Below are 21,619 nucleotides of genomic sequence, written 5' to 3' on the forward strand. Positions count from 1 at the left end.
GTTGCCTCTTGCAGCAAAAAAGACCTAACTCCTATGAAATATGATACTTCCGAACTCTGCGATATTTACCAAGAAAGCGTCAACGTGGTAGAACCCCTTTTCTCCAATTTTGGTGGACGTACTTCATTTGGCGGTCAAATCATTACAGTTAAGTGTTTTGAAGATAACGGCCTAGTGTATGATTTGCTGGAAGAGGATGGTACAGGGCGTATCCTACTCGTTGATGGGGGCGGTTCTGTCCGTAAGGCACTTATTGATGCTGAAATTGCAAGGCTAGCTGTTGACAACCACTGGGAAGGAATTGTGGTTTACGGTGCGGTTCGTCAGGTAGATACCCTGATGGAACTCGACCTCGGTATTCAAGCTATTGCTGCGATGCCGGCAGGCTGTCCAGATGAAGGCATCGGTGAAAGTGATATTCGTGTTAATTTCGGCGGTGTGACTTTCTTTTCAGGTGATTACCTTTATGCCGATAACACCGGTATTATCCTTTCTGAAGAGCCATTAACACCTTATGGGAACAACGGTTTTGTCGAAGATGACAATATCGACGCATAATCCGTTAAAAATTCTATAAATAAGGGCTGCAATGATTTGCGGCCCTTATTTTTATATTCTACTACGCGAGGTATGACGAAAGTTTCTCTAAACCCTACAATGCGAGATATAACAAAGATTTCTCTAAATAATTCGTGTTGTAGGTAGGCGGCAAAGTCGATAAGACCCTAGGAGCATACATGAGTATGTGACTAGGGCGAAGAGACGAAGCCAACACCCCTACAACGCGAAGTATGACGAGAAATTACACTTCTTCCATCTTACCGAGTAAAGTCCGTAAACGCTCTTGCCAAGCTTGCTGCTCTTGTTTTAACTGTTCATTTTCACGCACCAGTGAATCCGTGCCTGATTTTGCTGTTTCAAGCTCTTGGCTTAACGCACCATTTTTATCTTTTAATTCATCGATTTCCATTTGTAACAGTGTGATTGTATCAATCGCTTGTTGCACTTTGGATTCTAGTTTCTCAAATACTTCAAATGACATAATTCTGGTCTCCCTTATCAGCTTTTACACGATTGTAAGTAGCATGATCCTCTGTGTCCAGTTCCTTCCTTCTGAATCGTAATAACCTTCATTAAAAAACACTGGTCAGATCACATCACAAAGGTCGAATCCATCACTATTTTTGATTGTTTTGTTTCGCTTTAGTGATGTAACACACACTTTTCAATTTCGATATTTCTCGTTTATGTTCTTTAACGATAAATTTACAGTTAATGATTTTCGATTAGAAAATCTTAACTTAAAAAAACATTACAATATTTTTCATTTTCGTAGGATAGAAACATATGAGCCAAATGACGACTACATCACTCACGGGTCAGTGCATCTCAGAGTTTTTAGGGACTGCGCTACTGGTCTTTTTTGGTCTAGGTTGTGTTGCTGCCGTTAGAATAGCGGGCGCACAACTAGGCCTGTGGGAAATTAGTATTATATGGGGCTTTGGCGTTGCTTTAGCCGTTTACCTAACCGCTGGCACCTCAGGTGCCCACCTAAACCCAGCCGTTACTCTCGCACTATGGCTATTCGCGTGTTTTGATAAGCGCAAAGTTGTTCCTTATATCATCGCACAGATGCTAGGTGGTTTCTTTGCTGCCGCATTAGTTTACTCAATGTATTCCCCTGTATTTTTCGATTACGACCAAGTCCATCACATCATTAGAGGCTCACAAGAAAGCTTATTTACTGCGGGTGTTTTCTCAACCTACCCAGCACCACAAATTAGTGTTCCTCATGCATTCTTTATTGAGGTCATTATTGCGGCCATTCTTGTTTGCTTAATACTCGCGCTAACCGATGATGGCAATGGTGTCCCACGTGGCCCACTTGCACCATTGTTAATCGGTATTTTGATTGCCGTTATCGGTGGGTCATTTGGCGCGCTCACTGGGTTCGCACTCAACCCTGCTCGTGACTTTGGTCCAAAGGTTGTCGCTTATCTCGCTGGTTGGGGTGATATCGCTCTGACTGGTGGCCGCGATATTCCTTATTTCCTTGTCCCATTGACAGCACCTATTGTTGGTGGTCTGCTAGGCGCATTCGCCTATCGCAAACTGATTGGTCGCCACTTACCTTACATGGTATGTGAAGAAGAGACCAAAACAGAAAAATTATCCGTTAAAAACACCAAATCCTCGGAACAGGCTTAAATTATGACTACTGAAACCACTATTGCGAAAAAGTATATTGTTGCACTCGACCAAGGCACAACCAGCTCACGTGCTGTCGTACTCGACCATGATGCGAATATTGTCAGTATTTCACAACGTGAATTCACCCAAATTTATCCTAAGCCAGGTTGGGTGGAACATGACCCAATGGAAATTTGGGCATCACAAAGCTCAACACTAGTGGAAGTACTCGCTAAAGCGGATATCCGTACCGATGAAGTCGCTGGGATTGGGATCACTAACCAACGTGAAACCACTATTGTTTGGGAAAAAGCCACAGGTAAGCCTGTTTATAATGCAATTGTATGGCAATGTCGCCGTACTGCTGACTTTTGTACCCATCTAAAACAAAATGACCGCGATTTAGAAGAGTATATTCGCCAAAACACCGGTCTGGTTGTTGACCCATATTTCTCCGGTACAAAAGTCAAATGGATTTTAGATCATGTTGAAGGCGCACGTGAGCGAGCTGAAAAAGGGGAGTTACTGTTTGGAACTGTCGATACTTGGCTCGTTTGGAAAATGACACAAGGGCGTGTTCATGTCACCGACTATACCAATGCCTCTCGAACCATGTTGTTCAATATCCGTAACCTCGAGTGGGATGACAAAATTCTCAAAGCGCTCAATATTCCACGAGCAATGCTTCCTGAGGTACGCCCTTCTTCCGAAGTCTACGGGCAAACCAATATTGGGGGGAAAGGTGGGACTCGTATTCCAATTTCAGGAATGGCGGGAGACCAACAAGCCGCTCTGTATGGCCAACTGTGTGTCAAATCAGGAATGGCCAAAAATACCTATGGAACAGGCTGTTTCCTACTTCTGAACACGGGAGAGACTGCTGTACGTTCAAATCATGGCCTACTGACGACTATCGCGTGTGGCCCAAAAGGTGAAGTCAATTATGCACTTGAAGGCGCTGTATTTGTCGGAGGTGCCTCTATCCAATGGCTGCGTGATGAATTGAAATTAATTGATGAATCAACAGACTCAGAGTACTTTGCCACTAAAGTGAAAGACAGCAATGGCGTGTATGTTGTTCCTGCCTTTACTGGTTTGGGAGCTCCATATTGGGACCCATATGCGCGCGGTGCTATTTTTGGCCTGACACGTGGTGCAAACCGCAACCATATTATCCGTGCAACATTAGAATCTATCGCTTATCAAACCCGTGATGTACTTGATGCAATGCAAGCAGATTCAGGTGAGCGCTTAAAAGCACTACGTGTTGATGGTGGAGCTGTCGCCAATAACTTCTTAATGCAATTCCAGTCAGATATTTTAGGTACTCCTGTTGAACGCCCTGAAGTGCGAGAAAGCACTGCATTGGGAGCCGCTTACCTTGCAGGCTTAGCCGTTGGTTTCTGGAGTAATCTTGATGAGTTACAGAGCAAGGCGACCATTGAGCGTGTATTCAAACCAGGTATTGAAACGACGGAACGTAATTTCAAATACGAGGGATGGAAAAAAGCCGTAGCTCGTGCCCAAGAGTGGGAAGATCGTGGCTAATCCATCTTTTAATCTGTTTTATTTCTAATATCCCAAAGGCCATATGAATCATATGGCCTTTTTTATTTTATCCCTACAAGTATGACTTTCTTCTAATAACTAATTAGTTAATCAATGAAAATGCAGTTATTAAAACAATAATAAATTAGACCGTTTTTTGCGGTTTATTTAGAATAATATTTCAATAAAATTCAAAATTAACCCTCAAAAAATGGATTATGGTAATGGATAACCTTAAAATATTTGCTGATGAGATACAGCAAGACAACTTACAACTAGGATGGTATAAAAAAGGGAGAGTGGCAATTATTCGGCAAGATACCACCTTAATAAATGCATTAAAGGATAACCCTGAACTATCCGCTGACGGCGAAAAAGCATTTAAGTTATTCAGTTGGTTAAGCAATAAACCTCGCTTAGCGGGTGAAAATAAAAAAACTTATTTATTAAGTGCCCTCGATACTGAACATTTCTCTGGATTTAGTTTCCACCCCAAGCAAAATTTATTTGTCGAAAGCTTTAATTCACCCCACGAATGGATTGACGGAGAAACCAGAGCACAAGCTCAGCTCGCTGATTTATTATTACCAAGCGGGCAATGGCATCGCCATTATAATATCGTCGTCTTGCCTGAAAATGCCAATGACAAACAAGTCGAGCTAGTTCGCCATTGGTTGGAACTCACCGGCGGCAGTTTATTGATAGTCAAAAATAAACACAAAAAACTATCAGCATCGACCCAACAACTCATTGATGAAATTAATCCAGTAGAGCCTATTGAGCAAGCCAGCCGCACCTTAGAAAATCACAGTTTCCAGCAAATTATCACCCTACCAACCCAAGCAATAAACTCATTGAAGCTAACCGATGAGTTACGAAAAAACAGCCAATATTTCTCAATATCTATAGAAAATATGAAGTATAACAAGGTGTTGTCTTCACATGACGCTCCAATTACAAAAACATCATCTTGGCAACAGATTGCCCATTCAGTCGAAACCGATGTAAATAAAATAATGGCAGTAAATCAGCTTCCTGCGGTTAAAATCCGCTATGAAAAGAATACCTTAAAACTTGTTGGTAAAAATATCATTTTTCGCCAGTTCCAATTGAAACAAACAAAACAGGCGATCTCTCGACATGATGCGCAAGAAAGCGTTCCTCAAATTCTACCTATTTTAGTAGCAGAAAACCCAGATGAGCTCCCAAATCAGTTAGTTGTGGGTGCCATAACAGGAAAACTACCAAATAGCCCCCATATTAAGGGTTACAAAATCCTTGAGCAGCCCAAATTTGGTCAATTAACGCTAAATAACACCACCAACGAATGGCAATACATTGCCAATAATGCCAAATTTAAAACCCACTCAGATCAATTTGATTTTATTGCTATGCTACCTAACGGGCAGCAATCCCAGCCCCTTTCCATTCAGTTACAAACCGCAAATGCACCACAACTGCGCATTCCTGGTAAACGCACATATTCCACTCCAGACCCTGTTTATCATGAACCTCAACGGCGTTACAACCCAACACCAAGTGATATGCAAATCCATCATATTCAACTTGCGCAAACTCACCTGCAGAGTATGACCGATAAGCACATGAGCTTAACAGCTAACCGCTGGGCGTTATTGAATGTAGAAATTACCAGCGAAACGGCGGCAAAATCCCCTGATATTGAAGCCATCGTCAGCAATAAAGAAAGAAAAATATTAGGTCGAGTGAGATTAACTGGCCCGGATCATTTGCTCCAAAAATTAACAGCGCTCCCCCAACAGATGAATGTTTCAGCGCAAAATTGGCATCAGCAACGCTTTACAGCTCCGCTAAAAGGTGAGTGGATACAACCGGATATCAACCTCGTTATCACTGTTAATGGCAAACCCATTATCACCGAAGAAACCAACCAACATGGCCTATTCTCCCCCAATGTCACCCTTGATAACCACTTAATTGTTCATGTTGATAGCCACAGTTTATATCAACAAGGACATGGAGTTTATTCATCCTCTCCATTAAGTTGGGGAAAAGAAGCGGCGACAATCTTACCAATTGGGCAGCTCACAGTGCATAGCCTTCCTGCTACGGTGAGTCACCCAAGCTTAACGCCACTTAGGACTGACACCAATAGCAACACCATTCCGTTTATTCATCCTCATTATGATAACCCTGAAGAGATTGACTATCACCCCAATGCACAAATTTTTTGGGCTTATAATAATAGCCATAAATACCAAACTGCTAACAATGCTGATTCTGATTATCAATATACTGCGATTGAAACCCTACCTTCAAATGTTGGCACTGCGCTATTAGGGCTTGGGTCGCCCAACAACGGTGGCGGGGTTCATGAACCTAACGTGATGTTTCATGAGATTTTTGGTCACGGTCTTGGCTTGCCTCATACCAATAAACTAGGTGATGATGATAAGTTAGTATACCCTTACGACCCTCACAGCCATGGCAAAAACCCAGCTTATAACCAATCTAGGCAATATTATGTCACTTATCACGATCTCCATAGTCACTTAAAACAGGCTATGCCGACCATGCTTTCTAGTTTTGTACCTTTTAGGAGCGGTGCTTATGATGCATTTTTGCCTCATCCTGATGTCTACAACCAAAAAATTCACCAATTTTTAAGCAAAAGAATACGCTGGCAAAGCAATAAAACTAAAGGGGAGGATACTGAAGATGGCGGGTTTGCAGGAGACGGTTTTTATCAACGCTGGGATCAAATTAACAAACAATGGGTCACACTAACTCAACAGAATTACTCAAAATATTATCACCTAACGCAAATTGAGCAATTCCCTCATCAACGTGATGTAGCGATTTATTGGATACAGCATCAGTTTACTAAAATGGCAGATAATACCCCACACCCTTATAGCACCATCACGGTTGACCGTACCATAGGAAGCTTGCCGGCCGATTACCATAACCTAAAAACAGGGGTTGGCCGTCCATTTGATATTAATGGTGACTATGCATTAACCGTCACTTATGCAACTCCGAATGGGTTATCGACCGAAGTATTGCAAATCCGACGTACAGAGAGCTTCAATATTGCAGATAAAGGCGAATTGGTTCAGTTTACTGTACATGAATTGAACTACAAAAAAGAGCTTGGGCAGTTGATCTCCCACTATAACAACCCGGATTCATTAGCTTGCCGTGTATTAACAAACAGTGATGGCTATTTATTACCCAACCAGTTGATTCTCGATAATTATTGGCAAGGTGCCCCTATTTACTGGGCAGCAACAGAAGAAGGCTTAATTGATTTTTCGACAGGTAAAGTCAATCTCGACAAAATCACCTCAAAAAGTGCACTTTGCGCCAAGTGGGTTGAAAAAGGCCGGTTACATCAACAATATTTTTCATTATCTGACCCATTTGGCCAAGATTCGCAGGTTGATACCTCTTTGAACTTTATTGCGCTCAATCACCTTGATACTCACGCAAGGCATTACTCAGCAATACCCGATGTGATCTACTACACAGTCGAGCAACCTTTAGTTGCGGATGTAAACTTCGAACAAACGGTGGATATTACTCACCTAAACTTGCCTGATGGCCAGTACTCTTTTTGGGTCACACTAAGGACAAGTGATGACCAAAAACAAATTCAAGAAAGCATACCAATAGAGGAATGGTATTTTTCAGTACAACAAAATCAATTAACAATAAAAGGCACGATAGACAGTACCCCTGAGTTAAAACTGGATGGAATAATCATTCATATAGACCAACACTTGCAGGACCATACTGTACCAAAGTTGATTTGGCTCCAACAAAACACTCAAAATCCAACAGGACAACTAGCAGAAAATACAAAATTTCTAGATTATAACCAACCAGTGATATTTAATTCAGGAGTCATGTTGCCGGAACTTATATCATCAATGCCAGAAGAGGAACCTAGCTCCTTGTATTCATCGGTGCTATCAATTCCGCCACAAAAGCAAGCTGATATACTGCTAAGCGCGTAATTTGATGGTCAGGCTGTCTTTTGCAGCCTGACCATATCCCATTAAACCATGCGTTCTGAGTGATTCATACGTTTTGCTAAAGGTAACCAGCACAACAATACAAGCGTCGACATTAAAAACATCAACAATCCTAAACTAAACTGCCCGTTCTGTGGTAACAAGGCGGAAACCCAAGTCGCAACACCTGAACCGACATTTTGTAAGCCGCCAACGAGTGCACCTGCGGCACCTGCCAAATAAGGGAAAGGCTCCATAGCCCCTGTCGTTGCTAATGGAAATAACATACCAGCGCCAAAGAAAAATACCGCTGCTGGGACTAACAATGTCCATGTATTCATAATCCCAAACCAGCCTGGTACCCACATCATAAAGCCAGCCAATAAACAAATAAGCACTGAGTGCCACATCAAATTATAAAACGTTTTTCCCTCTCGCCCTGCATACCAAGCGCCAAAGAAAGCGGCAGGAATCGGCAATATAAATAAAATACTCACGGTGATACTGCTTAGCCCTAATACACCGCCCATCAATACACCACTGCTGGCTTCAAATACCGCTATCCCAGCTAACGCACCAACTAGCATGGCAAGGTAAGAGAGAAATGAACCACTTGAAAGTAATTCACGATATGAGGCCAACATTCTGTACTTTTCTGGGGAAACAGGCCGCGTTTCTGGTAGCCAACGATACATACTCAATAATACTGAGGCTCCTAAGATAAATAGGAAAATATAGCAAGCATGCCAGCCCCAAAAGTGCGCTAATATTCCGCCAAACATGGGAGCCAATAATGGGCTGACTAACACCCCCATATTTAATAGGCTATTTGCATAACGCAGCGCTGTGCCTTTATATAAGTCACGAGGCATTGTTCTTGCCATTACACCGGCAACACCAGTTCCTAGCCCTTGTAACCCACTTGCCACTGTAAGTATATTTAGCGTTGGCGCGAAAATTGCCACAACCGTTGAAAATAAGAAAATCGTTAAACCGGTTAAAATAACAGGTCGGCGACCAATTCGGTCAGATAGCGGCCCATAAACTAACTGCGAAAAACCATAAGAAAATAAATAAGCCGCCATTACTTGTTGAACAGCACCAGAGGGCTCATTAAAATAAGCGGCAATTTCAGCAATGACAGGAACATAAATAGTTTGTGTCATTTGGCCGACTGCTGCCAATGCAATTAGCATTAATAGCAAATTAAAATGTTCCAGTTTTCTCATTTTTCTCTCAAATACATCCAATAATTCAAATGCACGCTATTTCGGACACAAAATAACGCCGCATTATTTCATTGTAATAACGCAAAATTATTTAGGTGCTTAATTATCAATATAAAAATACTGCTCTACGCTTTTATGCCATTTTTAATAAATAGCAAATAATGCGTTTTGCTTGAGTGTGACTAAGATAACAAAAGCAGCCATCTTTTCGTAGTAGTGCGACATTTTATATTTTTCAACAATGGCAGTAATATTCGCCAGCATTGTCAACATAACTGTACATTGAACTTTAAAATAGACCAATATTAAGAATAAAACACTGGAACACATTATCGATAAGCATAAATAATGAACTGTTTTAGTATTAAATCCTAGTGAACCATGCTTTGGCTCATTCACATCAAAAATGAGTTATTTTTCAGATGGTCGATTTTAAAATATGAAGAGGTGGGATCTATGGCAAATTGGGTAACAGGAACAGTGATTGAAGCCAAATTTTGGACTGATTCATTATTCAGCTTAGTCATTGAGGCGCCAATTAAACCCTTTACCGCCGGACAATACGCCAAACTGGCACTCGAAATCGAAGGCGAACGTATTCAACGAGCTTATTCTTACGTCAACGCACCTAGTGATAACCGACTTGAATTTTATTTTGTCATCGTCCCCGAAGGGAAACTTAGCCCAAAATTAGCACAATTAAAACCCGATGATACGTTACAGATCACGGATGAAGCAGCGGGTTTCTTCGTTTTAGACGAAATACCCGAATGTAAAAACTTATGGATGTTATCAACAGGTACCGCCATTGGGCCTTTTTTGTCCATCTTACAGGAAGGCAAAGACCTTGAGCGCTTCGAGAACATTGTTTTACTCCACGCTGTCCGTTATGAGAAAGATTTAAGTTATTTGTCCTTAATGAAAAAGTTGGAACAACAATATCAAGGGAAATTAAAAATTGTCACCGTGGTGAGCCGCGAACAATGTACAGGTTCATTATATGGCCGTGTTCCAGCCTTAATTGAAAATCATGCACTCGAAGAGGCTGTTGGCCTAGCCCTTTCGCCTGACACCTGCCACGTTATGCTATGTGGTAACCCTGAAATGGTCAGGGACACTCGCGATACACTAAAAAATAACCGTAACATGGTTAAACATTTACGCCGCAAACCTGGCCATATTTCGAGTGAGCAATACTGGTAATTTAGCATGCTACCCTGAAATATTTTCAGGGTAGCATTCATGTTATATGGTAGTCGGGCCACATGGTATTGACGCTATAAATAATCCACAGTTTCTGTTTCTTCACCATAATGATTAACACCATCCATTCCCATAAAAGCTCCGCAATCAAGTACCATTATCATAGTAATTAATAATGGTAAAAAGCGCCCTATCCCCCATTGCCATACAGGTTCAAATTGGCTGACGTCGATTGAAAAAAGAGCAAACGCCAATAAAATCAGCGCAAACCACCCACCCGATTTTCCACGGTCATGTAAACGCTTCACAAAGATAGCGGCCAAAGGGTAAAGTAGTAAAATAAATAACGATATAGCAAGTGTTTCAGAGAATAGCAGTGCATTTTGTAACAGGGCAATTACCGTCATTAAAATAAAAATGACAGCAATACCTACCCAAAATGGCCGGCGACCGATACGGCCTTTGAAGGAAAAAGCCCATTGTTGTAATGTCATTACCTATAATCCTGATACAATGTGGAAAACTAAAAATGAGTGGCTCAAAAATGACCCAAACTTTATTTCGTTCTGTATACGCCATCATAACCATTTTTGTACTTAGTGTGCCACAACTGGCTTTTGCTCAAAAAGTCCCAACGCTGCCAGATACTGACTTTGAGGTCTCCTATTTGGCCCCTGATGCGCCTTCTTTTAACCTCACTATTCCTGAATTACGTAACCAATTCAATCAAGCATACAAAGACTTATATCTTCATGAATATAAAGTAATTGCTAGCCAAGATATCGCAGCTCCCTATATTCGAGCAGCTTCTCGAATTAACCAACAAATTTATTCCTCTGCGGTGTTAGAACGCGGAAGTGAAAAAATTAAAAGTTTACAGATCACATTACTACCGTCTGATAACCCACAAGAAAACCAAAAAAATCGACAATTAATGGAAAGTTATACCATTGCAATGGTCCGTATATTCGCCCCTGAAGTTTCACAGGATAAAGCCCCTGAACTTACGGAAGCCTTAAATAAATTTATTGCCAATAATAGTGCAACTCACGCGGAAGAAGCTCGATTAGGCGCTTTAAGATATATTTTAGTAAAAAGTGACAATAATGTGCTTACTTTTGCTGTTGAACCGATTAAGCTAGAACAACAAACACCCTAAACTGACTGTGATCACGCTCTAAGAACAAGCATGATGAAAAGCAAAGCTATTATTATCCATTGTTCTTATAATGCAGAAGGTGAATGGCGACAACATTGTCACGTTACGCGTGTAACATAAGCGTGTGATGAATAACTTATTGATTAATCATTCAAACTCTCTGGTTGGAGGAAATAACATGCGACATCCATTGGTAATGGGTAACTGGAAACTAAACGGCAGCACACAGATGGTCAATGACCTCGTCGCTGGCTTGCGTAATGAACTCAGCAGCGTTGATGGCTGTGATGTGGCTATTGCACCACCTGCGATTTATTTGACTCAAGCTAAACATGCGTTAGCAGGCAGTCGCATTGCATTAGGTGCACAAAACGTTGACGTTAACCTATCAGGTGCATTTACAGGTGAAACCTCTGCTGAAATGTTAAAAGATGTTGGCGCCAAATACATCATTATCGGCCACTCAGAGCGCCGTACTTATCACAACGAAAGTGATGAATTTGTCGCTAAGAAATTTGCTGTCTTAAAAGAACAAGGTCTGATCCCAGTACTGTGTATTGGTGAAACTGAAGCTGAAAATGAAGCGGGTAAAACCGAAGAAGTCTGCGCTCGTCAAATCGATGCCGTATTGAATTCTTTAGGTGCAGAAGCTTTCCAAGGTGCCGTTATCGCTTATGAGCCAATCTGGGCTATCGGTACAGGTAAATCAGCAACACCAGCACAAGCACAAGCAATCCATAAATTTATTCGTACTCATATTGCGAAAAAAGATGCAGCCATTGCTGAACAAGTTATCATCCAATACGGCGGCTCTGTTAATGCCAGCAACGCAGCTGAGCTATTTACCCAGCCAGATATCGATGGTGCCTTAGTGGGTGGCGCTTCTCTGAAAGCTGACGCTTTTGCTGTTATTGTTAAAGCGGCTGCTGAAGCGAAAAAATCTAAATAAGGTTATTTTAATACCTTGAGATTAACCGCCAAATATTGGCGGTTTTTTATTTTAATTAATTCCAACTTGAATAAAAGCATCACATCAATATTTTTATTATTCTCATAATTACCAACCATATAATACAATTACCACTTAGTTTTAAATTTAATTAATATTTATTAATTAAATTTAAAACTAACAAATAAACATATGATTAAAAATCTTAAATAAAGTTATAAATAAAAATACACCTTTATACCGACAATAATAAAACTCCCAAAAATAACAACAAGATGCAACTTATTAGATTTTTAATTTATATATACCATTCATCATCTATTAAATAATAACGGTAGACAATCTATAAAAGTTAATACACATTTATCTCTCTAATCGCTCAACTAGATAATTAACACTAATAAAACTCACCCTGAAGGATAGATATGAAATATATAGTTGGTTTAATCTATAGCATCATAATTATATTCCCTACAATTTGTTTCTCTGAATTAAATAATGACTCTTGGCGAGTTAATACCAATATCTATTTGGAAATAGAAGAATATCAAGGACAACGGGATTCATTTAATAATAAAGTCTACGATAAAATCAGCACCGTTGGGCAACTAAAGCTTTTCAACCCGCAATCTGCCTGGCGCTTTGCTCTTGAACACCGCGAATCTTTAAGGAATCATGGCCGTAACTTCACGACTTCACGGGATTCTTACATTAGAAATCGCACGCAAATTGATGCTATCAAGAAAATGATTAACACCCCAACATCAGACTTAGAGCTTGGTTTTCGTTACAGAAAAGAGTCAAACGATGTCGAACCCAACACCAAAGCACGTTCTTCGAATCGTTTATATGGCTTAACTCCTGCCGGCGAGTACCGTTTCAATGATGATTGGTCTTTTAACTTTTGGCTCTCTTATTTTTATTACAGTAATTATTTCAATGACAGCAGTCATGAAGCAGAAACCGAATTTGGTGTGACCTATAAATATTCAGATGCATTAAAAGCAAAATTCACTGTTTATATTGATAACCAATGGGATAAACATTTCAGTACCCGCTTTTTACAATCACAAGTTCGTGCGTACCTACCCATTACCATTAAACCCAACTGGAAAATCACCCCCTATGCACGTTATTTCTTACAAGAAAATACCTATGATAAAAATAATTATTTAACACAGGAAATTAAAAATGGCTTCCGCATTGGCTCTCTCGTGGAATACCAAGTCACCCCATCACTGACTTTATGGAGTGAGTTTGCCTATGAACCTTCAACATGGAAATCACCTAAAAAGAATGGAATTACGTCAGGATATGATAATAAACAAACGCTATACCTAAGTAAAATTGGCGTAAAATACCAATGGTAACCTTTGGTTTGTAACTAACTTATTTCTCTTAAAAAAATAAGCCATGTGAAATATCATATGGCTTATATATTTTAAATTAGAAAACTACTTAAATATAAGAATAAAATATATTAAAAAGTAAATAATTAGTGAAAACATTAATTTTTTACGCTCTACCGTCGATTTAAATACCATTTAATTATAATTTATACTTACGTCACATAACAAAATAATATCAAGTTGAAATTATTCTAGGTTAAAATTAATTATTCTTGATAATTTGCTATTTAATATCAATGAGATAAATAAAGCCCCCTTCTCTATCTATTTGTACTCTATTCCTCTTACTCTGAAAGAGAGAATACTATCAACTGTGAGCACTCTCACATCATAAATATATCCAGCCACTTATTATTTTTTGAAAAATAACTTAGGGAAAATGAAAAATGAAGAAATTCACTTTACTTAGTGCTTGTATTTTCAGTGCATTTTCAATGGCGAACCCAATAACACAAGCCCAATTGAATGAATTATGGCAAGACAAACAAAAGTCTGCACAAGAAATAGTAAATAATATGTCCGAGGCTGAGAAAATTGGTCAGCTCTTCATGTTAGATTTCAGATATTGGAATAAAGACAGCCATGGAGAACCCGCTCCTTTTCTCGTTATGAATGATGAAGTTTCTAAGGTTATCAATCAGTACCACCTCGGTTCGGTGATCCTATTTAGAGAAAATCTGATTGATACACCACAAACTGTGGAGTTAATTAATAAACTTCAATCTTCCCGCAGTAACCTTCCACTATTTATTGGCACCGACCAAGAAGGGGGTTATGTCACCCGCTTACGCGTAGGCACCGAAATGCCCGGAAATATGGCATTAGGCGCAGCACGTAACCCAGCCCTTGCAGAGCTAACAGGGATGATCCACGGATATGAGCTATCCAGTCTTGGTTTTAATATCAATTTTGGCCCAGTTGTTGATGTTAATAACAACCAAAATAACCCAGTGATTGGGGTACGCTCATACTCAGATGATAAAAATTTAGTTGGCACTCTGGCCACCAGCTATATTCAAGGCATTCATAAATATAATTTATTGACGTCACTTAAACATTTCCCGGGTCATGGAAATGTCTCTGCTGACTCCCATGTTGATTTACCCGTTGTTAATTCCGACGCGAAAACATGGCGAGACACTGAACTCGTCCCATTCAAATACGCGTTATCTCATGGTGCTGATGCCGTCATGACCGCACATATCATTGTACCAGCACTGGATGACGATAAGATCACCACACTTGCAGGTAAACAAGTTGGCACCCCAGCGACGCTTTCCAAACCTATTTTGCATGGTATTTTACGCGATGAGCTCAACTATGATGGCTTGATAGTGACAGATGCCATGGACATGGGGGCTATTGCTGACAACTTCGATATTAATTGGGCGGTAGAAACCTCGTTACTCGCTGGCTCAGATATTATTCTTATGCCAATTAAAATGTGGGACTCCCAAGCGGTTTCTCGTTTAGATAACATGTACCGCTATTTAGAAACACAAGCAGAGAAAAACCCAGAACTGAAAAAACGTATTGATGAATCCGCAAAACGTGTAGTGCTGAAAAAGCTTCAGCAAGAAATTACAGCACAACCAATAGACTTAGTGAAGGCAGAACAAGTCGTCGCATCAAAAGGCCATAAAGATATTGAAAATATGGTTTCTGAGCAGGCTATCACATTAATTAAAAATGAGAATGTGCTGCCCTATCAATTAAAACCGCTAAATCGAATTTTCATTATTTCTGATGAAAAGCCACGCAATACCTTAATTCAAAAACAGTTAAATGATATCGCACAGGAAACGGGGGTTGCTATTATTACAGGCGAAAGTGTCGTTAAATTGAATGAAAGTACGCTAACTCAAGATGAAGCAAAAAAACTGGTTCAAAACCAAGATTTAGTATTACTGACGACCTATAATTTAAAGGATACGCCAACGAATGCTCAGCTTATCATTGATGCTGCAAACCAACTTAAAACCCCTATTGTTGTTATCTCTTCACGTAACCCCTATGACATTGCATACCTAAACGATGTAAACGCAAATATTGCCATCTATGGTATTACCGGATTTGATATCACCAATAATAACCGCAATTCGTTAGAAACCAATATTCGCAGCGGTTTACGGACATTATTTGCTAACACTCACGGCCAGCCGCTAAACCCACCTCAAGGGTTGCTACCCGTTAATATTAAAAACCCACAAGGTAACAAAGTGCTGTTCCCTTATGGTCATGGTGAAACCTACTCCACAATCAATTAATTACACAACCTATTAATTATTAACAATGATTTAGCCTTTATACCCCACGGTATAAAGGCCAGACACTAACGCCTTGAACTAAGGCATAAAAAACAAAATATACATAAAAATTAAAGGGTTAAAATGAAAACTTCACTGAATGGTTTACTTTTTGTTACTCTCACAGGATTGACAACATCCGTTTTCGCAGCTGATCAGGTCAATAATGATTACTGGCGCGTTTCTTCCAACGTCTATATGGAACTCGAAAAATTTGAAGGACACCATAATACCAGCGGTCGTAAGGTCTACGACAAAACCACGATGGTTGGCCAACTATTTTTAGCGAATCCTGAATCAAAATGGAGCTTTTTTCTGGAACATAAGGAATCATTAAGAAGCTACAACCACAATTTCTCAACATCCAAAGATTCTTTTATTCGTAATCGTACGCAAATTGGCGCTACTCGGAAAATGTATGCGAGCGATATTGGTCAGTTCAATTTGAATGTCACCTATCGTAAGGAATCAAATGACTCCGCACCGGGCACACAGGCACGGCCATCGAATACTATGTTTTGGTTAATGCCTAGCGGGACATACAATTTCAATGATAAGTGGGCATTTAACTTTTGGGATGCGGTTTACCATTACGATAATTTCCATGCCCCCAATAGTTATGAGTGGGAATCCGAACACGGACTTGTTTATAAGGTCAACGACTCTGCAACCGCCAAAGTCTATCTATACACCGATTGGACATGGGATAAAGACTTTAATAAGACATGGGAACAAAACCAAATTCGCGGTTATTTTCCTATCACGTTAAATCAGGACTGGAGCGTAATGCCTTATTTTCGTTATTATTTAAATGAACATAACTACGATAGTAACAAACGCACTACCCAGAAAGTTAAAGACGGCTACCGTGTCGGGACACAAGTTTTTTATAACTTAACACCAAAACTAACACTATGGGGCGGCTTCGCAGTTGAACCTAGTACTTGGGAAAACCCAAAAAATGCAGGTATCACCTCAGGTGGCAACAACCGTCAAACATTTTATCTTGGCCAGTTAGGTGTCAAATACCAGTGGCAATAAATTAACCTCATTCCTAGTCTGCCCCTCACAGGCTAGGAATAATACCCCATTTTAATTCTGTTTTTATTATACCCGCCCTTAACTATCATTACTCAAAATATTTATTACACCTAAGATAATACTCTAAATAGTTCAAATTGTAGGTAGGCGGCAAACAAACGAGACCCTAGGAGCATACACCAGTATGTGACTAGGGTGAGAGCGTGCAGCCAACACCCCTACAAATTGAAATATGACGAGTATTTAGGCGGCAAACAAACGAGACCCTAGAAGCATACACCAGTATGTGACTAGGGTTAGCGAACGTAGCCAACAACGCTACAGTGCGAAATATGAAGAGTATTAGCGTTGGATGATTTCGTCGAACACCCCCCCATTCGCAAAATGAGTTGCTTGTGCCGCTTGCCACCCTCCGAAACTTTCATCTACCGTCAGTAACTTAAGCTCAGGAAACTGCTGCTGATATTTTTTAGCCACTTCCACATTTCGTGGACGATAGTAGTTTTTCGCTGCAATTTCCTGCCCTTCAACTGAATAGAGGTGCTCTAGGTAAGCTTCGGCAACTGCCCTGCGGTCACGTTTATCGACAGTTTTATCAACAACAGCGACAGTTGGCTCAGCAAGAATCGAAATACTTGGCGTCACTATCTCAAACTGCCCACTTTCCCCTAACTCATTGATAGCGAGTAAAGCCTCATTCTCCCAAGCAATTAATACATCACCTATACCGCGTTCAACAAAACTATTGGTTGCGCCGCGAGCCCCCGAATCGAGTACTTCCACATTTTTATAGAGCTGTTTAACGAATTGTTTCGCTTTTTCAGGGTCTTGCTGATTTTTATCTAACGCATAGCCCCATGCTGCTAAGTAATTCCAACGTGCTCCGCCGGAGGTTTTCGGGTTGGGTGTCACCACGGAAACGTCTTTGCGGACTAAGTCGTCCCAATCTTTGATATTTTTCGGGTTATCTTTACGAACGAGAAAGACGATAGTCGATGTATAAGGAGCTGAATTATCGGGGAGCTTTTTTATCCAATTTTTATCTATACGGCCACTTTGTGCTATAGCATCAACATCATAAGCTAAAGCTAAGGTAACAACATCGGCTTCTAATCCATTCACCACTGATATGGCTTGCTTACCTGAGCCACCATGAGATTGCCGAACGGTAACGGTATCGCCCGTTTTCTTTTTCCAATAATCACTGAACTCCTGATTATATTGCTGATAAAACTCACGAGTCGGATCATAAGACACATTCAACAATTGAATATTTTTCGCCCAAGCCCCTGTTGCTAGCAGCAATAGCAATGCCGTCGTAAATTGTGATTTTGTTACCTGCCATGAACGTGTCATCCACATTTCCTCATTAAATTTATGATAAGAAGAGGCTGACAGATAGCATCAATTACGGGAAATAATTAAAAAGAAAAACTTATAAGAATGAGGAATATGTGAACAAAGAATAAAAGATAAAGACTTACAAATAGCCCTATTTTAAATAGTTTGAGTTGTGACTAGGCGGCAGCTCGGGGTGCATACATAAGTATGTGACCCGAGTAACCGAGAGCTGCCAACAACGTCACAGCTCAAAATATGACGAAGAAAAAGAAGAGGAAGAATTAGTACAGCTTCTTCGCCGTATCAAACCAATCTTTCTTAAAGACGCGCTTCATATTCATAACAGCATCAATAATGTCATGATGAACTAATTTTTCATTTTGGATACCAACACAGCGCCCACCATAGCCTTCTAACAGAAGTTGAATGGAATAGGCTCCCATGCGTGATGCCAAAATGCGGTCATAAGCAACTGGAGATCCGCCACGCTGGATATGGCCTAGAACCGTTGCGCGAGTTTCATGATGTGTTTCTTGCTCTATATATTTCGCTAACTCACCCACATCACAAACGTGTTCGGTAATAGCGACAATCGCATGGCGTTTACCTTTTTCAATACCACGCTTGATTTCAGATAAGAGTTCTTCGCGGTCAAAAGCCATTTCTTGCTCAGGTAATACTAAGAATTCACAGCCCCCTGCAATCGCAGCAGATAATGTTAAATCACCACAGTAACGCCCCATGACTTCAACAATCGAAATACGTTTATGGGAAGTCGAAGTATCACGAAGGCGGTCAATGGCCTCAACAACCGTTTCGAGGGCAGTAAAATAGCCGATGGTATAGTCTGTACCAGCAACGTCATTATCAATCGTTCCCGGTAGACCAATACATGGGAACCCTGCTTCCGTCAGTGCTTTAGCCCCCAAATAAGAGCCATCACCACCGATGACAACTAATGCGTCAATATGGTTTTTCTTCAGATTATCAAATGCGACTGCACGCACTTTTTCATCACGGAATTGTGGAAAACGAGCTGAACCTAAAAAGGTACCACCACGGTTAATCATATCCGACACGCTATACCGGTCTAATTGCTTCATGCGGTTTTCATATAAGCCAAGGTAACCGTCAAAAATACCCATGACTTCTAAACCTTCACCTAGTGCCGCACGAACCACACCGCGGATAGCGGCATTCATGCCTGGCGCGTCACCACCACTCGTTAAAACCCCAATTCTTTTAATCTGCTTGACCATGATGACCTCTGATTAATGAACATAAAATTGCAAATCGATAAAACCGTTACGCTGTTAATCTTTTTAACGCTAATTACACTGACTGACTAGTGCTGAATTGATTCACCTAACAGCATAATACGGCAAAGAGTGAATTATGCATCTGCTTTCCATCAAGCTTTTATGTTTTATTGTGATCCAGTTTACATAATTCTAGCCGATCACCCCAATAGGTAAATCCTTCAAGGTAAAAAAAGCCCTAGAGTACAAAATACAGCGTATTACCCTAGTCATACCTTAGTTTGAAATAAAAATTAAGTATTAATGATAACACTTAAATTCCTTCGATGCTGTACCTATAAAACAAAAGAAAAGCACCATTTTGGTGCTCTTTTGATTAACGAACAAAAACGAAAATAAAATGGGATTATGTATAGTAATAACGCGTTAAATGGAAAAAAATAGGCGCAGCAAAACACAATGAGTCAATACGATCCAGCATCCCACCATGCCCTTCAATAATCGCCCCAAAATCTTTAATACCACTATCACGCTTAATTGCTGACATACATAACCCACCCACAAACCCCATAATGGTAATAGCGAATGACATCAGCCCCGCAACCCACCAGCTAAACGGGGTTACCCAGTAAAGACAAACACCAATGAGTACTGAAGATAATACTCCGCCAATAAAACCTTCAATGGTCTTATTTGGGCTCAACTTAGGCACAATAGGCCGCTTACCCATTAACTTGCCAAAAACATACTGCAACACATCTGAAATTTGCGTCACAATAATCAAGAAAAGTAATAATTTTACGTTTTCGCCTTCATAGCCTTGAATATTCAACATCAATAACGCAGGGACGTGGCTTAAACAAAAAACAGCCACCAACATTCCCCACTGAATTTTTGCAGTGCGTTCAAGAAAATGAAAGGTATCTCCAGCTAAAGCAATACGGGTAGGCAAGAAAAGGAATACAAAAACAGGTACGAAAATTGAAAATAACCCATACCATTCAATACATACCAATACATATTGCAATGGAATAAAAACAAAGAAGCACCAAAATAATGCCTCGTGGTCACTTCGCCGTGTTGGCGTTAAGGTAATAAATTCTCTTAGTGCAAAGAACGATATCAGTGCGAATAAGATCACGACACCTATATTGCCAAGCACCACAGCAAGTACACAAATAATGCACATAACCCACCATGCGCGGATACGAGCATTCAAATTATCAATGGTTGGGTTACTTTTTTCACCTGAATAACGATATGCAAGAATACCACCAATAACACTAGCAAATACTAGTATCCCAAACACACCTGACAACAATAATACTAATTCCCTGTCCCCAATACTCATGGCATTAGCTCCTCAAGTGCTTCTTTGGCTCGCTGCAAAAAGTCGATTTTATTTTCATTCTCCATAATAGGCTCCAGAGGCTTACCAACGATAGCTGAGCAAATCACGGGCACAACAAGCTTTGACCCCTTCGGTAATACACGATTTAAATTTTCCAAATAGACTGGAACAACTTCAACATCAGGGTATTTTTTCGCGAGATGGTAGAGCCCACTTTTAAATTGACTTAGCGTTTCCCCATCACCACGCGTACCCTCAGGAAAAAATATTAATGAATGCTTTGACTCTAATACTGATTCTAAAGGAGCTAATGTATTATTTTGTGCGGGCTTATCGCCTTTTCTATCGACTAATACAGCGCGAAAAACCTTATTAACTAAATAACGCCGAAATGGTGTCTTAACCCAATAATCTTTAGCGGCAACAGGGTGAACAAAATGGCGCATTAACGGCGGCAACCCAGACCAAATAACCAAACCATCAAGATGACTGGAATGATTGGCATAATAAATACGTGAAGCCATTGAAGGTTGGCACCCGACCCAACGAGTGCGAACGCCAGTTAATAAACGGCAGGTTCCCGATAACAGCATGCCCATTCCCTTAGCTAAAAGAGAAATTCTCTGCACTTTTTCCATC

At 40.3% G+C, this 21,619-nt stretch carries 18 protein-coding genes; 10 read left to right on the forward strand and 8 right to left on the reverse strand.

Going from position 1 to position 21,619, the window contains the following annotated elements:
* Positions 1-33 precede the first annotated feature (33 nt).
* Positions 34-558 (forward strand): ribonuclease E activity regulator RraA, encoded by a 525-nt coding sequence (gene rraA / locus PR834_RS11875; RefSeq protein ID WP_136135349.1) that lies wholly within the window; start codon positions 34-36, stop codon positions 556-558.
* 244 nt (positions 559-802) lie between these two features.
* On the opposite strand, the gene zapB is transcribed toward rraA, so the two are convergent.
* Positions 803-1,042, reverse strand: coding sequence for a cell division protein ZapB (gene zapB, locus PR834_RS11880; protein WP_004265299.1), 240 nt, complete (start codon positions 1,040-1,042; stop codon positions 803-805).
* Positions 1,043-1,347: 305 nt separating this feature from the next.
* On the opposite strand from zapB, the gene PR834_RS11885 reads away from it, so the two are divergent.
* From PR834_RS11885 to PR834_RS11895, 3 genes are all read left to right on the forward strand, one after another.
* Positions 1,348-2,208 carry an MIP/aquaporin family protein gene (locus PR834_RS11885; protein ID WP_272536676.1) on the forward strand — a complete coding sequence of 287 codons (861 nt, stop codon included), beginning with the start codon at positions 1,348-1,350 and terminating at the stop codon, positions 2,206-2,208.
* A gap of 3 nt (positions 2,209-2,211) precedes the next feature.
* Positions 2,212-3,738, forward strand: a complete 1,527-nt coding sequence (glpK, locus tag PR834_RS11890) for a glycerol kinase GlpK (RefSeq protein ID WP_004265295.1) — start codon at positions 2,212-2,214, stop codon at positions 3,736-3,738.
* A 224-nt stretch (positions 3,739-3,962) separates the two neighbouring features.
* The gene (locus PR834_RS11895; protein WP_272536677.1) at positions 3,963-7,736 is read left to right on the forward strand and encodes a hypothetical protein; all 3,774 of its coding nucleotides are present in this window, start codon (positions 3,963-3,965) and stop codon (positions 7,734-7,736) included.
* 41 nt (positions 7,737-7,777) lie between these two features.
* Here the strand turns inward: PR834_RS11895 and emrD are convergent, their stop codons facing one another.
* Both emrD and PR834_RS11905 read right to left on the reverse strand, forming a co-directional pair.
* The gene (gene emrD, locus PR834_RS11900) at positions 7,778-8,962 is read right to left on the reverse strand and encodes a multidrug efflux MFS transporter EmrD (RefSeq protein WP_004265291.1); all 1,185 of its coding nucleotides are present in this window, start codon (positions 8,960-8,962) and stop codon (positions 7,778-7,780) included.
* Between the two features lie 144 nt (positions 8,963-9,106).
* On the reverse strand, positions 9,107-9,235 hold the full coding sequence (locus PR834_RS11905; RefSeq protein ID WP_256372551.1) for a hypothetical protein: 129 nt from the start codon (positions 9,233-9,235) through the stop codon (positions 9,107-9,109).
* A 183-nt stretch (positions 9,236-9,418) separates the two neighbouring features.
* Here PR834_RS11905 and fpr point away from each other — a divergent pair, with 183 nt between their 5' ends.
* Positions 9,419-10,165 (forward strand): ferredoxin--NADP(+) reductase, encoded by a 747-nt coding sequence (gene fpr, locus PR834_RS11910; protein ID WP_036959105.1) that lies wholly within the window; start codon positions 9,419-9,421, stop codon positions 10,163-10,165.
* Positions 10,166-10,239: 74 nt separating this feature from the next.
* Here the strand turns inward: fpr and PR834_RS11915 are convergent, their stop codons facing one another.
* Entirely contained in the window at positions 10,240-10,659 is a 420-nt protein-coding gene (locus PR834_RS11915) for a DUF805 domain-containing protein (RefSeq protein WP_004265285.1), read from the reverse strand.
* Between the two features lie 35 nt (positions 10,660-10,694).
* On the opposite strand from PR834_RS11915, the gene PR834_RS11920 reads away from it, so the two are divergent.
* From PR834_RS11920 to PR834_RS11940, 5 genes are all read left to right on the forward strand, one after another.
* Positions 10,695-11,324 carry a DUF1454 family protein gene (locus tag PR834_RS11920; RefSeq protein ID WP_004265284.1) on the forward strand — a complete coding sequence of 210 codons (630 nt, stop codon included), beginning with the start codon at positions 10,695-10,697 and terminating at the stop codon, positions 11,322-11,324.
* A gap of 178 nt (positions 11,325-11,502) precedes the next feature.
* The gene (gene tpiA, locus PR834_RS11925) at positions 11,503-12,273 is read left to right on the forward strand and encodes a triose-phosphate isomerase (RefSeq protein WP_036959102.1); all 771 of its coding nucleotides are present in this window, start codon (positions 11,503-11,505) and stop codon (positions 12,271-12,273) included.
* A 425-nt stretch (positions 12,274-12,698) separates the two neighbouring features.
* Entirely contained in the window at positions 12,699-13,643 is a 945-nt protein-coding gene (locus tag PR834_RS11930; RefSeq protein ID WP_004265280.1) for an OmpG family monomeric porin, read from the forward strand.
* A 425-nt stretch (positions 13,644-14,068) separates the two neighbouring features.
* The gene (locus PR834_RS11935) at positions 14,069-15,949 is read left to right on the forward strand and encodes a glycoside hydrolase family 3 protein (RefSeq protein ID WP_004265278.1); all 1,881 of its coding nucleotides are present in this window, start codon (positions 14,069-14,071) and stop codon (positions 15,947-15,949) included.
* A gap of 123 nt (positions 15,950-16,072) precedes the next feature.
* Complete coding sequence (locus tag PR834_RS11940) at positions 16,073-17,029, forward strand: OmpG family monomeric porin (protein ID WP_004265276.1); 957 nt, start codon at positions 16,073-16,075, stop codon at positions 17,027-17,029.
* A 342-nt stretch (positions 17,030-17,371) separates the two neighbouring features.
* Here the strand turns inward: PR834_RS11940 and PR834_RS11945 are convergent, their stop codons facing one another.
* From PR834_RS11945 to PR834_RS11960, 4 genes are all read right to left on the reverse strand, one after another.
* Complete coding sequence (locus tag PR834_RS11945; protein ID WP_136135346.1) at positions 17,372-18,385, reverse strand: sulfate ABC transporter substrate-binding protein; 1,014 nt, start codon at positions 18,383-18,385, stop codon at positions 17,372-17,374.
* A gap of 266 nt (positions 18,386-18,651) precedes the next feature.
* Positions 18,652-19,629, reverse strand: coding sequence for a 6-phosphofructokinase (gene pfkA, locus PR834_RS11950; protein WP_004265237.1), 978 nt, complete (start codon positions 19,627-19,629; stop codon positions 18,652-18,654).
* 406 nt (positions 19,630-20,035) lie between these two features.
* On the reverse strand, positions 20,036-20,980 hold the full coding sequence (locus PR834_RS11955) for a phosphatidate cytidylyltransferase (protein WP_196731880.1): 945 nt from the start codon (positions 20,978-20,980) through the stop codon (positions 20,036-20,038).
* A complete protein-coding gene (locus tag PR834_RS11960) occupies positions 20,977-21,618 on the reverse strand; it encodes a lysophospholipid acyltransferase family protein (protein ID WP_094961883.1) in 642 nt (213 codons plus the stop codon). Before PR834_RS11960 ends, PR834_RS11955 begins: the two co-directional genes overlap by 4 nt.
* Position 21,619: the final 1 nt, after the last annotated feature.

Source organism: Providencia sp. PROV182 (assembly GCF_028480325.1).
Lineage (GTDB): Bacteria > Pseudomonadota > Gammaproteobacteria > Enterobacterales > Enterobacteriaceae > Providencia > Providencia hangzhouensis.

What these genes read in the sequence shown, in the direction of transcription:
- rraA (WP_136135349.1), top strand. Translation starts at nt 34, where the DNA reads ATGAAATATGATACTTCCGAACTCTGCGATATTTACCAAGAAAGCGTC.
- zapB (WP_004265299.1), bottom strand. Translation starts at nt 1,042, where the DNA reads ATGTCATTTGAAGTATTTGAGAAACTAGAATCCAAAGTGCAACAAGCG.
- PR834_RS11885 (WP_272536676.1), top strand. Translation starts at nt 1,348, where the DNA reads ATGAGCCAAATGACGACTACATCACTCACGGGTCAGTGCATCTCAGAG.
- glpK (WP_004265295.1), top strand. Translation starts at nt 2,212, where the DNA reads ATGACTACTGAAACCACTATTGCGAAAAAGTATATTGTTGCACTCGAC.
- PR834_RS11895 (WP_272536677.1), top strand. Translation starts at nt 3,963, where the DNA reads ATGGATAACCTTAAAATATTTGCTGATGAGATACAGCAAGACAACTTA.
- emrD (WP_004265291.1), bottom strand. Translation starts at nt 8,962, where the DNA reads ATGAGAAAACTGGAACATTTTAATTTGCTATTAATGCTAATTGCATTG.
- PR834_RS11905 (WP_256372551.1), bottom strand. Translation starts at nt 9,235, where the DNA reads ATGTTGACAATGCTGGCGAATATTACTGCCATTGTTGAAAAATATAAA.
- fpr (WP_036959105.1), top strand. Translation starts at nt 9,419, where the DNA reads ATGGCAAATTGGGTAACAGGAACAGTGATTGAAGCCAAATTTTGGACT.
- PR834_RS11915 (WP_004265285.1), bottom strand. Translation starts at nt 10,659, where the DNA reads ATGACATTACAACAATGGGCTTTTTCCTTCAAAGGCCGTATCGGTCGC.
- PR834_RS11920 (WP_004265284.1), top strand. Translation starts at nt 10,695, where the DNA reads ATGAGTGGCTCAAAAATGACCCAAACTTTATTTCGTTCTGTATACGCC.
- tpiA (WP_036959102.1), top strand. Translation starts at nt 11,503, where the DNA reads ATGCGACATCCATTGGTAATGGGTAACTGGAAACTAAACGGCAGCACA.
- PR834_RS11930 (WP_004265280.1), top strand. Translation starts at nt 12,699, where the DNA reads ATGAAATATATAGTTGGTTTAATCTATAGCATCATAATTATATTCCCT.
- PR834_RS11935 (WP_004265278.1), top strand. Translation starts at nt 14,069, where the DNA reads ATGAAGAAATTCACTTTACTTAGTGCTTGTATTTTCAGTGCATTTTCA.
- PR834_RS11940 (WP_004265276.1), top strand. Translation starts at nt 16,073, where the DNA reads ATGAAAACTTCACTGAATGGTTTACTTTTTGTTACTCTCACAGGATTG.
- PR834_RS11945 (WP_136135346.1), bottom strand. Translation starts at nt 18,385, where the DNA reads ATGACACGTTCATGGCAGGTAACAAAATCACAATTTACGACGGCATTG.
- pfkA (WP_004265237.1), bottom strand. Translation starts at nt 19,629, where the DNA reads ATGGTCAAGCAGATTAAAAGAATTGGGGTTTTAACGAGTGGTGGTGAC.
- PR834_RS11955 (WP_196731880.1), bottom strand. Translation starts at nt 20,980, where the DNA reads ATGAGTATTGGGGACAGGGAATTAGTATTATTGTTGTCAGGTGTGTTT.
- PR834_RS11960 (WP_094961883.1), bottom strand. Translation starts at nt 21,618, where the DNA reads ATGGAAAAAGTGCAGAGAATTTCTCTTTTAGCTAAGGGAATGGGCATG.